The sequence below is a fragment of the Microbacterium sp. JZ37 genome, assembly GCF_035188445.1.
Classification (GTDB): domain Bacteria; phylum Actinomycetota; class Actinomycetes; order Actinomycetales; family Microbacteriaceae; genus Microbacterium; species Microbacterium barkeri.
Genome location: NZ_CP045253.1, coordinates 2,418,526 through 2,431,558 on the forward strand (window position 1 = coordinate 2,418,526; position 13,033 = coordinate 2,431,558).

The 13,033-nt window shown below is 70.6% G+C and carries 8 protein-coding genes; 2 read left to right on the forward strand and 6 right to left on the reverse strand.

What is annotated here, in order from left to right:
- Positions 1–18 precede the first annotated feature (18 nt).
- Positions 19–660, reverse strand: coding sequence for an FMN reductase (locus tag GC092_RS11210; protein ID WP_324011971.1), 642 nt, complete (start codon positions 658–660; stop codon positions 19–21).
- Positions 661–665: 5 nt separating this feature from the next.
- The gene (locus tag GC092_RS11215; RefSeq protein ID WP_271174287.1) at positions 666–1,874 is read right to left on the reverse strand and encodes an LLM class flavin-dependent oxidoreductase; all 1,209 of its coding nucleotides are present in this window, start codon (positions 1,872–1,874) and stop codon (positions 666–668) included.
- A 169-nt stretch (positions 1,875–2,043) separates the two neighbouring features.
- Here GC092_RS11215 and GC092_RS11220 point away from each other — a divergent pair, with 169 nt between their 5' ends.
- Positions 2,044–3,171, forward strand: a complete 1,128-nt coding sequence (locus GC092_RS11220) for an acyltransferase family protein (RefSeq protein WP_324011973.1) — start codon at positions 2,044–2,046, stop codon at positions 3,169–3,171.
- A 90-nt stretch (positions 3,172–3,261) separates the two neighbouring features.
- On the opposite strand, the gene rpsO is transcribed toward GC092_RS11220, so the two are convergent.
- Entirely contained in the window at positions 3,262–3,531 is a 270-nt protein-coding gene (gene rpsO / locus GC092_RS11225; protein WP_271174217.1) for a 30S ribosomal protein S15, read from the reverse strand.
- 138 nt (positions 3,532–3,669) lie between these two features.
- Here rpsO and GC092_RS11230 point away from each other — a divergent pair, with 138 nt between their 5' ends.
- Complete coding sequence (locus GC092_RS11230) at positions 3,670–4,992, forward strand: MFS transporter (protein WP_324011974.1); 1,323 nt, start codon at positions 3,670–3,672, stop codon at positions 4,990–4,992.
- 51 nt (positions 4,993–5,043) lie between these two features.
- Here the strand turns inward: GC092_RS11230 and GC092_RS11235 are convergent, their stop codons facing one another.
- The 3 genes from GC092_RS11235 to GC092_RS11245 form a co-directional block, all read right to left on the reverse strand.
- Positions 5,044–5,592 (reverse strand): YceI family protein, encoded by a 549-nt coding sequence (locus GC092_RS11235; protein WP_271174215.1) that lies wholly within the window; start codon positions 5,590–5,592, stop codon positions 5,044–5,046.
- Between the two features lie 165 nt (positions 5,593–5,757).
- Positions 5,758–6,129 carry an FKBP-type peptidyl-prolyl cis-trans isomerase gene (locus GC092_RS11240; RefSeq protein WP_271174214.1) on the reverse strand — a complete coding sequence of 124 codons (372 nt, stop codon included), beginning with the start codon at positions 6,127–6,129 and terminating at the stop codon, positions 5,758–5,760.
- A gap of 123 nt (positions 6,130–6,252) precedes the next feature.
- Entirely contained in the window at positions 6,253–12,783 is a 6,531-nt protein-coding gene (locus GC092_RS11245; RefSeq protein WP_324011975.1) for a hypothetical protein, read from the reverse strand.
- Positions 12,784–13,033: the final 250 nt, after the last annotated feature.

Consider the following 13,033-nt stretch of genomic DNA (forward strand, 5'->3'; position numbering starts at 1 on the left):
GCGCGGCCGGCCCCCTCGTCAGCGCCCGAGGCCCCCGAGAAGGCTCTCGAACGATCCGCCCTCGCCGAGGTAGCTCTCGGGCGAGAAGGGATCGACCCTCTCGACCGCGGTGCCGCCGGCGACCGCATCGGCGAGCTCGCGCGCGGCGCGGTCGACGCGCTTCTGGAGCGGCGCCACGCTGTCGGCGCCCTGGCCCCAGTCGTCGGCCGCGGCGAACACCCCGGTCGAGACCGGCTCGGCGTGCAGATACGTGAACAGCGGTCGGATGGCGTAGTCGATCGCGAGCGAGTGCCGCGGCGTGCCGGCCGTCGCGCCCAGCAGGACCGGGGTGCCCTCGATCGCCTCGCGGTCGAGCACGTCGATGAACGACTTGAAGAGGCCCGAGTACGAGGTCGAGAAGATCGGCGTCACCGCGATGAGGGCGTCGGCCGCCGCGACCCGCTCCATCACCTCCGCGAGGCCCTTCGGCGGGAAGCCGGTGAGCATCGCGTTCATGATGTCGTGCGCATGGTCGCGCAGCTCGACGACGGAGACGTCGGTCTCCACGCCGCGCGAGGCGAGATCGTCGATCACAGCACGCGTGAGCCGGTCCGCGAGGAGACGCGTGGAGGACGGTTCCGAGATGCCGGCCGAGAGGACGACGATGCGGGTGGTGCTCATGGCGGTCACGCTCCCTTCCGGGCTGCCGCGCCGAAGGCCGCTCCGGGCTTCGACGCCGTGTCGGTGTCCTGATACGGCGAACCGCCCGTGACGTTGTCGCCGCGGTTCGGGTTGGGGCGCGGCTGGCGCGGCTCGGCGTCGCCGTATCGGGCCTTCACCCGCGCGGCGTGCGTCGGGGCGTCGGGCACGTTCGCCGGGCGGTTCTGCGCGAGCTCCTTCCGGAGCACGGGCACGACGTCCTCGCCGAGGAAGTCGATCTGCTCGAGCACGGTCTTGAGCGGGAGCCCGGCGTGGTCGGTCAGGAACAGCTGGCGCTGGTAGTCGCCGAACGTGTCGCGCATCGCCGCGTAGCGGTCGATGACCTGCTGCGGAGAGCCGACCGTGAGCGGCGTCATCTCGGTGAAGTCCTCCATCGACGGCCCGTTGCCGTACACCGGCGCCGAGTCGAAGTACGGCCGGAACTGCCGGACGGCGTCCTGCGAGTTCCTCGCGATGAACACCTGGCCGCCGAGCCCCACGATCGCCTGCTCGGGCGCGCCGTGACCGTAGTGCGCATAGCGCTGGCGGTACAGCGAGATGAGGCGCTGGTAGTGCTCCTTGGGCCAGAAGATGTTGTTCGCGAAGAACCCGTCGCCGTAGTAGGCCGCCTGCTCGGCGATCTCGGGCGTGCGGATCGAGCCGTGCCACACGAAGGGCTTGACGTCGTCGAGCGGACGCGGTGTGGACGTGAAGCCCTGCAGCGGCGTGCGGAACGCGCCCTCCCAGTCGACGACGTCCTCGGTCCAGAGGCGGTGCAGGAGGTTGTAGTTCTCGATCGCGAGCTGGAGCCCCTGGCGGATGTCCTTGCCGAACCACGGGTAGACGGGGCCCGTGTTGCCGCGCCCCATCATGAGGTCCATGCGACCGCCCGACACGTGCTGGAGCATCGCGTAGTCCTCGGCGATGCGCACCGGGTCGTTCGTCGTGATCAGCGTCGTCGAGGTCGAGACGATGAGCCGCTCGGTCTGCGCCGCGATGTACGCGAGCGTGGTCGTCGGCGACGACGAGAAGAACGGCGGGTTGTGGTGCTCGCCCAGTGCGAACACGTCGAGCCCCGCCTCCTCGGCGTGCTTCGCGATCGCGATGACGTCGCGGATGCGCTCGGCCTCGCTCGGCGTGTATCCGGTCGTGGGGTCGCGCGTGATGTCGCTCACGGACATGAGCCCGAACTGCATCCCGCTCCACGAGGTCGTGTCGCTCACCAGATCCTCCGATTCCGCGCGCGGATTCCCGCCCGCCGATTGCATGCAAGTGAATATACCTGGTTCAACGGCTCCCGAGCGAATCTATTCCCCGCGGCGCGGATCCTCGAGGGGGCCTCGCGCATCGGTAGCGTAGAGCGCGATGACGAGCGAGGCAGTGCCGCCGGTCACGGCGTCGACGGGGACGATCCGGCAGAAGCGGCGCGTGCCGTTCTGGGACAACGCGCGCTTCGCGTGCATCGTGCTCGTCGTGCTCGGCCACGCGATCCAGCGCCTCATCTACGACTCGGACGTCGCCTACGCGTTCTACCTCGCGTTCTACGCCTTCCACATGCCGGCGTTCGCGATCATCTCGGGCTACTTCTCGAAGTCCGACCCGCCGTCCCGTCGGCAGATGGTGCGCCTCATCACCGACGTGCTCCTGCCGTACCTCGTCTTCGAGGCCCTGTGGTGGTTCACGAAGTGGCTCGTCGAGGGCCAGGTCGACCCCAACCTCACCAAGCCGTCGTGGACCCTGTGGTTCCTGCTCGCGCTCGGCATCTTCCGGCTCGTGCTGCCCTACCTCGCCCTGCTGCGCTGGCCGCTCCTGTGGTCGGTGCTCATCTCGGTGGGCGTCGGATACCTGCCGAACGTCGACAGCACCTTCTCGCTGTCGCGCACCCTCGGCTTCCTGCCCTTCTTCGTGCTCGGATGGTGGCTGCGCGAGCACGACATCGTCGAGCGGCTCGGCCTCCTGCGCCACCGCCCCTGGTGGGCGTACGCGGGCGCGCTCGCCCTGTTCGCGATCGACGGATGGCTCGCCTGGACCGGAATCGAGACATGGCGCGAGATGGAGCTGCGCTACTGGTTCTTCTACGACGACGCGTACGTCGATCTGCTCTCGCACAGCGTCTGGTGGGCGGGCGCCATGCGTCTCGCGACGCTCGCGATCGGGCTCGTCCTCTCGGCGGCGTTCTTCGTGCTCATCCCCCGTCGGCAGACCCCCTGGACGCGCCTCGGGCAGTACACGATGTACGTCTACCTGCTCCACTCGTTCGTGCTGTACCCGTTCCGCGAGTCCGGCGTGCTGCGCGATCTCGAGCCGACCTGGATCTGGCTGCCGACGGTCGCCGTCCTCTCGGTCGCGGTCACGGTGCTCCTCTCGACCCGGCCGGTGCGCTGGCTGACGGGGCCGCTCGTCGAGCCGCGCGCCCGCTGGCTCTTCCAGGACCCTGCCCTGCTCCCCGGCCGACGGAACGACCCGACCGGCTCACGCCGGCCGAAGCCCTGATCCGCCGCGCACGACCCCGGGTACAGCGAAGGCCCGTCCCACCGGGGACGGGCCTTCGAGAAGACGATTGAACGCTGGTCGCGCTCTGCCTTATCGGCGCAGACCGAGACGCTCGATCAGCGCACGGTAGCGTGCGATGTCGATGTCCTGGAGGTAGCCGAGCAGGCGGCGGCGCTGACCGACGAGCAGGAACAGGCCACGACGCGAGTGGTGGTCGTGCTTGTGCTCCTTGAGGTGCTCGGTGAGGTCCTTGATGCGCTGCGTCAGCAGCGCGACCTGCACCTCGGGGGATCCGGTGTCACCGGGGTGCGTCGCGTACTCTTCGATGATCGCCTTCTTGACGTCTGCTTCCAGAGCCATAGATTCGATCCCCTCTCTCCTCGTTGCGCGGCGCCCGTCGCCTGATGCGCGAGCTCTCTTCATCCGCGGCCGATCGAACGGCAACCACCAGAGTCTACCCCATCCGCGGGGCACGGAAGAGCGGATAGCCTCTCCCCGATGTCCTCGCGCGTGCTCCTCGACCTGCGTCCCCTGACACAGAGCCCCGCGTTCGCGCGCCTGTGGGTCGGATCCACGCTGGGCGGGCTCGGCGGGCAGCTCACGATCACCGCGGTCATGTTGCACATGTACGAGCTGACCGGGTCGACGTTCGCCGTGTCGATGATCGCGGTCGCAGGCCTCGCGCCGATGATCGTGGCGGGCCTCTACGGAGGCATGCTCGCCGACTGGTTCGATCGGCGGACGGTCGCCCTCGCGGCGGCCACGGCCACGTGGCTCACGACGGCCCTTCTCGCGGTGCTCGCGTGGACCGGGCACATCGACGCGGGATGGCTCTACGCGCTCTCGATCGTGAACTCGGCCGCGAACTCGATCGTGTCGGCGACGAAGATGGCGATCACGCCGCGCCTCGTCGGCGCTGAGCTGATCCCTGCCGCCGCAGCGCTCAACGGCATCACCGTGGGGATCATGGTCATGGTGGGGCCGGCGCTCGGCGGCGTCCTCGTCGCGCTCTTCGGCTACCCCCTGACCTACACGCTCGACGTCGTCCTCATGCTGTCACTGTTCCTCGGTCTGTGGACGCTCCCCCGTCTGCGCCCCGAGGGCGCGACGGCGCGCCCGGGGCTCGCCTCCCTCGCAGACGGATGGCGTTTCCTGCGTCGCGCCCCGAACATCCGGATCCAGTTCCTCCTCGACATCGTCGCGATGACCTTCGGGAACCCCCTCGCGCTGTTCCCCGCGATCGGCGCGATCGTCCTCGGCGGCGGAGAGATCACGACGGGCCTGCTCGTCGCGGCGAACGCGGTCGGCGCGTTCGCGTCGAGCCTCTTCTCCGGGCGCATCTCGGCGTACCGCTTCCACGGCCTGGGGATCACGCGCGCGATCCAGGTGTTCGGCGTCGTGACCGCGGTGTTCGGCCTCGTGCTCGCGGCGGCCGCGGCCGGATGGCTCGGCCCCGGCGACGTCGGGCCGAGCAGCCCGAACGTGCCGCTCATCGCGATCGCGATGCTCTGTCTCGCGTGCACCGGCGCTGCCGACAACGTCAGCTCGATCTACCGGCAGACGATGCTGCAGTCGGCTGTGCCCGATGCCATCCGCGGTCGCCTGCAGGGCGTGTTCATCGTCGTGGTGACGGGCGGCCCGCGCATCGGCGCACTCTACGCGGGCGGTCTCGCGACCGCCGCCTCGGGGTGGCTCGGCGAGGCAGGGAGCGCGTGGCTCCCGCCGCTGCTCGGCGGGCTGCTCGTCGTCGCGATCACGACCGCGATCGTCCGCGCGCACCCTCGATTCCGGGCCTACGACGCCGAAGCTCCCGAGCTCTGACACAGCAGGAGGGCCGACCCCGCGGGGCCGGCCCTCCTGCTGCATACGACGTCAGGCCGCGAGCGCGCCCTGGAGGTCGAGGGTGATCTTGACGTCCTTGCCGACGAGGACGCCGCCGGTCTCGAGCGCGGCGTTCCAGGTGAGGCCGAAGTCCTCGCGGTTGATCGTGGCCTTGGCCGTCGCGCCGGCCTTGTAGTTGCCCCACGGGTCCGTGCCGAACCCGCCGAGCTCGAGCTCGAAGGTGACCGGGCGGGTGACGCCCTTGATCGTGAGGTCGCCGTCGACGTAGAACTCGCCGTTCTCGTGACGCACGCCCGTGCTCGCGAACGTGAGCGCCGGGTGGTTCTCGACGTCGAAGAAGTCCGCCGAGCGGAGGTGCTGATCGCGGCCCTCGTCGTTCGTGTCGAGCGACGCGGCGTCGGCGCTCGCGGTGACGGAGGCCTCGAGCACGTTCTCGGGGAGGACGATCGTGGCCGACTTGACCGTGAAGGCGCCGCGCACCTTCGAGATCATCATGTGGCGCACCTCGAAGCCGACCTCGCTGTGCGCGGGGTCGAGGTTGTAGGTGCCGGGACGGTAGCCGGGGATGTCGATGGTCATGGATGCTCCTCAGATGGTCGGGCCGCTCCGAGCGGCGTCACAGAGGAACAATACGCATTCACCTGAATATATTCCACCCGAGGCGCTGAACATCGCGTGAGCGTCGCCTGAACGCGCGGAGCGCCCTGCGGATTCCTCCGCAGGGCGCTCCCGGATCGAATCGCGTCAGGCGACGTCGATGAGGTCGATGATGAAGATGAGGGTCTTGCCGCTCAGGAAGTGCCCCGAGCCCGCGGGACCGTAGGCGAGGTGCGGAGGGATCACGAGCTCGCGGCGTCCGCCGACCTTCATGCCGGGGATGCCGTCCTGCCACCCCTGGATGAGACCGCGCAGCGGGAACTGGATGCTCTCGCCGCGGTTCCACGACGAGTCGAACTCGTCGCCGGTCTCGTACTCGACACCGGCGTAGTGGACGGTGACGGTGTCGCCCGCCTTCGCCTCTGCGCCGTCGCCGACGATGATGTCGCGGATGGCGAGCTCGGAGGGAGCGGGGCCCTCGGGCGCGTCGAATTCGGGCTTGGTGCGTTCTGCGCTCATGCCTCCATCTTGCCCGCTCTGGCCGAGATCCGCTCCCGGCGTGCGCGATCATCGCCCCGGGGACGCCGCGAAGGGCCGATGCAGCGCGGAGGGGGACTCGGCTGCATCGGCCCGCGGCCCGTGTCAGCGCACGCTCTCCCTGCGGGCGCGGGACACGAGAGCCCAGCCGGCGAGGAGGAGGCCGCCGCCGACGGCCAGACCGGCCCATCCGAGCTCGCCGCCGGTCGGGGCGAGCGGGCGGGGCTTGGGCTTCGGCTCGGGCTTCGGCTTCTCGGGCTTCGGCGGGGCGGCCGGTGCCTCCTCGTCGCGGGCGGTCACGGTGACCTCGTTGGTCGGCGCCTCCGGCTGGTTGCGCGTGGCGAAGGTCGCGACGTTGTCGAAGGACGTCTCGACCCGCTCGCCCGGCGCCAGCGGGGGCGCCGACGGGATGGCGGCCTCGAACGTCACCGTGACGACGGCGCCGGGGTCGATCGCCGCGATCTCGACGCGGTGCGTGGCGGACTCCGCATCGTATGCCGCGTCGCAGGGAACCGAGCACGTCGCCTCCGCGGCGCTCTCGAGCCCGTCCTGCAGCGCGTCGACGACGACCACGTCGCGGCTCGGGGCATCGCCCGATGCCGTCAGCGTGATGCGGTACTGCACGGTGTCGCCGAAGTCGACCCGGCCGTCCGACTCGACCCAGTCGCCGCCGTCCTGCTCCCAGACCGACTTCTCGGCCTCGAGCGCGCCCGCCACGAGCGGCGTCGGCTCGCAGTCGACGTTGTTGCCGGGCATCGCGGCCACGGCGCCGACGGGCTCCGGGCAGACCGGCTGCTCGGGCGCGGGATCGTCCTCGGTCGTGACCCAGGCGATGTTCTCGTACTCGCCTGCGGGTGCGTCATCCGCGAACCGCACCGTGAGCACGAGCTCGACGCTCTCCCCTGCCCCGAGCAGGGCGGGGTCGACCGCGCAGGTCACGGTCTGGCCGTCGGCGGAGCACCCGTCGGGCCCGGAGACGAAGACCATCCCATCGGGGAGGCGATCGGTCACCGTGACCGGCTCGTCGGCGTCGGCGTCGCGCGAGCCGATGTTCGCCACCGTGATGGTGTAGTCGAACTCCTGCCCGGCCTCCGCCGTGACGCCGCGGTCGTCCTTCGTCAGGAGGAGGTCGACGGGGTGATCGGCGTTGACGATCGTGCACACGACGTCGACGATCCCGACGATGGTCACGACGTCGTCCTCGAGCGCGCCGCCCACGCACGTCCACATGCCCGCCTCGTAGCCGCCGGGCCCGCTCTCCGACAGGGAGTAGGCGCCCGCGGGGACATCCGCCCTCGTCACGGCCTCCTCGCCGGTCGTGCCCTCGATCGCCACGGGCCCCTCGGCCCGGAGGACGAAGTCCGACACCTCGGCGTCGCCGCCGTCGTCGTTGTGGACGACCTTGACGAGGGTGAGGGTGGGGTGCTGCAGCGGCGTCGGCTCGCAGTCGACGTTGTTCGACGGGCTGGGGCACTCCGGCTCCTCAGGAGCCGGGTCGTCCTCGGTCGTCACCCACGCGAGGTTCTCGTACTCGCCGGCGGGCGCGTCGGCCTCGAACGCGACCGTGAGCACGAGCTGCACCGACTCGCCCGCGCCGAGCAGGGCGGGATCGATCTCGCAGGTCACGACGCGGCCGTCGGCCGAGCACTCGGCAGGGCCGGACACGAAGCGCATGCCCTCGGGCAGCTCGTCCACGACCGTCACGGGCTCGTCCAGGTCGGCATCGCGCGCCCCCTCGTTCACCACCGTGATCGTGTAGTCGAAGCTGTCGCCGTTGGCCCCGGTGGCTCCCCCGTCGTCCTTCGTGAGGGCGAGGTCGACGGGATCGTCGTCGTTCACGATCGTGCACACCGCGACGTCGCCGACGCCGAGGGCGAGCGCCGATCCGTCGAGGGCTCCGCCCTCGCACGACCATGCCGAGGCCGTGTAGCCGGGCCGCGTCTGCTCCGACAGCTCGTACACGCCGGCGGTGACGGGCGCGTCGGTCACGGCATCGTCGCCCGAGACTCCCGAGAGAGAGTCCGGCCCCTCGGCCATCAGCGGGAAGTCCGCGACGCCGAGGTCGCCGCCGTCGTCGTTCACGACCTCCTTCACGAGGGTGAGACGCGGCGCGATGTCGTCGTTCACGATCGTGCAGACCGCATCCTCGCCGACGTCGAGCGTCAGCGTCGAGCCGTCGAGCGCTCCGCCCTCGCAGCTCCACTCCCCTGCGGCGTAACCGCCGGGTCCGGTCTCGGCGAGGGAGTACTCGCCGGCGAGAACCGTCGCCGTCGTGACCGACGGGTCGCCGGTCGGCCCTGAGATGTCGGCGGGGCCGTCGGCGCTCAGGGTCCAGTCCGTCGGCAGCGCGGTGCCGCCGTCGTCGTTCACGACCTCCTTGACGAGCGTCAGATGCGGTGCGATGTCGTCGTTGACGATGGTGCACGTGACGTCCCCGCCGTTCGGGACGGTGACGACGCCGTCGGGCGTGACCGCGCCCCCGTCGCAGACCCAGACGCCCGGCTCGTAGCCGTCCGGCCCTTCCTCGCTGAGGACGTAGTCGCCGCCGGGGACCACGGCGTCGGTGACGGCAGGATCTCCCGTCACACCCGAGATGGTGACCGGCCCCTCGGCGGTCAGCGTCCACTCGGCGGGGTCGAGCGTCCCGCCGTCATCGTTGCGGACGTCCTTGATGAGCGTGAGCTCGCCGGGCTGGTCGTCGTTCACGATCGTGCAGACCGCGACGTCGCCCACGTGGAGGACGAGGTCCGCACCCGTCAGGGATCCGCCGTCGCAGCTCCACGCGCCGGCTGCGTAGCCGCCCGGGCCCGACTCCGACAGCGCGTACTCTCCCGCCGAGACGGGCGCCTCGGTGACGGCCGGGTCGTCGGTCACGCCCGAGATGGGCGTCGGCCCGTCGGCCATGAGGGTCCAGTCGATGTCGACGGCCGTGCCGCCGTCGTCGTTCACGACCTCCTTGATGAGGGTGAGCAGCGGCGCGATGTCGTCGTTCGTCAGCTCGCAGTACGCGCTGCCGCCGTTCGCGACGGTCACCTCGCCCTGCGCGAGGTCGACCTCGGTCTCCCGCGTCTCGTCGGTCCAGCAGGACACCCCGGTCAGCTCATAGCCCGCGAGCGCCTCCTCGCCGATCGCGTACGAGCCGGCAGACACCTCGGCGTCCGTGACCTCGGGCGAGCCCTCGGTCCCCGAGATCGGAGTGGGGCCATCCGCCGTGAGCGTGAAGTCCGTATCCACCGCCGTCCCGCCGTCGTCGTTCACCACGCTCTTCACGAGCGTGAGGTGCGCGGGCAGGTCGTCGTTCGTCACCTCGCACAGAGCCGTCGCCCCGTTCGCGAGAACCAGCTGCCCCTCCTCGAGATCGATCGGCGTCTCCCGCGTCTCGTCGGTCCAGCAGGACACCCCGGTCAGCTCATAGCCCGCGAGCGCCTCCTCGCCGATCGCGTACGAGCCGGCAGACACCTCGGCGTCCGTGACCTCGGGCGAGCCCTCGGTCCCCGAGATCGGGGTGGGGCCATCCGCCGTGAGCGTGAAGTCCGTGTCCACCGCCGTCCCGCCGTCGTCGTTCACCACGCTCTTCACGAGCGTGAGGTGCGCGGGCAGGTCGTCGTTCGTCACCTCGCACAGAGCCGTCGCCCCGTTCGCGAGAACCAGCTGCCCCTCCTCGAGATCGATCGGCGTCACCCGCGTCTCGTCGGTCCAGCAGGACACCCCGGTCAGCTCATAGCCCACGAGCGCCTCCTCGCCGATCGCGTACGAGCCGGCAGATACCTCGGCGTCCGTGACCTCGGGCGAGCCCTCGGTCCCCGAGATCGGAGTGGGGCCATCCGCCGTGAGCGTGAAGTCCGTGTCCACCGCCGTCCCGCCGTCGTCGTTCACCACGCTCTTCACGAGCGTCAGCTGCGCGGGGGCGTCGTCGTTCACGATGGTGCAGACGGCGTCGACGTCGAGGGGCAGCGTGAGCTGATCGCCCTCGAGGACGCCCTCCGTGCAGCTCCAGGCGCCGGCCGCGTATCCAGAGGGTCCGACCTCGGCGAGCGTGTACTCGCCGGCCGAGACGGTCTCCGGCCCGACGCCGCCCGGTCCCGAGATCGGGGTCGGGCCCTCGGCGCTCAGCGTCCAGTCCGTGGCGACCGCCGTGCCGCCGTCGTCGTTCACGACGTCCTTCACGAGGGTCAGCGTCGGCGCGATGTCGTCGTTCACGATCGTGCACGTGACGTTCTCAGCCAGGTCGAGCGTGACCGTCGCCCCCTGCAGCGATCCGCCGCCCGTGCAGGTCCAGTCGCTCGCCGCGTATCCGCCGGGGCCGGCCTCGGACAGATCGTAGGAGCCCGCCGGCACCGCGACATCCGTGACGGCTCCCGACTCCGTGGCGCCGGAGATCTCGACCGGGCCAGACGCCGTGAGCGTCCACTCCGTCGCCGCGGCCGTGCCGCCGTCGTCGTTGACGACCTGCTTCCGCAGCGTGAGCCGCGGGGCCACGTCGTCGTTCACGATCGTGCAGACGACGTCGCCGGCGTTCGGGACGACGACCGTGTCGCCGTTCGCCTCCGCGCCCGAGCAGGTCCATGCGCCGGGCGTGTACCCCGCGGGGCCGCCGGTCTCCGAGAGCGTGTACTCGCCCGCCGAGACCTCCTCGACATCCGTGCCTCCCGGGCCCGAGATCGGGGTGGGCCCGTCGGCCGAGAGCGTCCAGTCCGTCGGCTCCGCCGTGCCGCCGTCGCCGTTGTCGACGCTCTTCACGAGCTGGAGCGTGCCCGGCAGATCGTCGTTCGTCAGCTCGCAGAACGCCGTGCCGCCGTTGGCCAGCGTGAGCTGACCCTGCTCGAGCGCGATCTCCGTCTGGCGCGTGTCGTCGGTCCAGCAGGACACCCCCGTGAGCTCGTAGCCGGCGAGAGGCTGCTCGCCGATCGCGTACGCGCCGGCCGGCACCTCGGCGTCCGTCACCTCGGGCGAGCCCTCCGTGCCCGAGATCGACGCGGGGCCGTCCGCTGTGAGCGTGAAGTCGGTCTCGAGCGCGATGCCGCCGTCGTCGTTCACGACGTCCTTCACGAGCGTGAGGTGCGCGGGCTGGTCGTCGTTGACGATCGTGCAGACAGCCGATTCGCCCGGCGCGATCGTCACGACATCGCCGACGAGGGCCGCCCCCGCGCACGACCAGGCGCTCGCGGTGTAGCCGGGCAGCTCCTCCTCCGACAGGGTGTAGGCGCCGGGGGTGACGAGCGAGGTGAAGTCGCTGCCCTCGCCGTCGACCGTGTCGGCGCCGGTGATCACGGTGTCGCCGTTCACCGCCGTGAGCGGGAAGTCGGCGGCCCCCGCGGTGCCGCCGTCGTCGTTGACGACCACCTTGTCGAGGGTCAGCGAGGTCACCTCGTTCGTGATGACGCAGTGCGGGGTCATGAGCCCGAGCGTCGCCGCCGACAGCACGAAGTCCTGCCCCGTGTAAGCCCCGCCCTGCCACACCGTGGTCTCCACGGTGGGCGAGCCGACCTGGAAGGGATCCTGGTAGGTGCAGACGACGGACAGGCCGGTGACGCCGGCGGGAAGCCCGTCGACGAGCTCCCCGACGCGGTAGTCGGGTTGCGCGATGAGTCCGCTCCAGGTGTGCGAGGTGTTCGCCGCGATCTCTGCCGTCACCGACGCGGTCGAGCCGTCCTGATCGGCGACCGGGCCCGTGGCTCCCCCCGCCCCGTGCGACGGCATGCCGTCGGCCTGGTCGATCACGTAGTCGAACAGGAGCCCGTCGGGCACCGCGCCGTCGACGACCTTCTCGACGATGAGGTCGCCGCACGTGCCGATCGTGAGGGCACCTGCTCCGACGAAGTCCTGGAGGGTCGCCTGCTGTGCGTTTCCGGTCCGCGAGTGAGCGGGACCGGTACTCACGTTCACGCACTCATCGTCCGGAAGGACCCCCGAGGCGGTCAGATCGACCGCGGACTCGCCGAACGTTCCGACGTTCCCCGCAGCGCCGTTCGTTCCGACCATCGCCTCGAAGACGGCGTCGCCGCTGGTCCAGGAGCTGCCATTCCACCGCAGGACGTCGATGTCGACGCCGCCGCCGCCGCTCGCGTCGTAGTCGAACTCGATGAGGAAGTCGTCGACACGTCCCTCCTCCGGGCCATTCAGCTCCTGGTAGACGGTCAGGTCTCCCGTGCCGTCTGCAGACCGCGTCCAGTACTGGTAGAGGATGACATGCTGCTGGCCATCGACGTCGACAATCTCGTAGGCAGCTCCGACATCGCAGAGGTCGGACTTGGTATTGGACGTGCCGAGCTCGGTCGGCCATTCGACGTCATCGAGCTTCGTTCCAGGGACGTGCTGATCGTCCTGGTCTCCGGGAATCGTTCCGCCTACGCAGTACTCGGATACGACCGAGCTGTCCAGGATGCCCGTCGTCGGGCGCCCATCCGGCGTGATGCCGGGGCCGTAGAAGGCGTCCCAGTCCGTCGGCCCCGCCTTGTCCCCGTCGATCGCGAACGAGGTGTTCACGATGCCCACGGTCGCGGCCTGCGCGGGGACGGCGACGAAGGCGCCGAACGAGGCGAGCACCACAGCGGTCGCGCCTGCGAGGAGCGCCCTCACGCGGCGGCGCACGGTTCGCCTCGAAGCCGGGCGTCCGACCATCCGGATCCTGGACATGATTCACTCCTGTCCGGGCACTTCTGCCCCCGTACCTGCGCCCACGCACGGGAAAGAGCCGCCGAGTCACGGCTGCGCGGGTGCAGCGGTCGCGAGACCGCTGAGGACAACTTCGCGACCTGGGAGGTTGCCGAGAGCTGTCACCGTCGCAATTCACCCGGCCCGTCACCCGCCCCGCACGAGGCGACGGGGAGCGCGGAATTCCGCGGGTTCACCCGGCTCGTCACCCGTCCGCAGGAGCGTCGTCGAG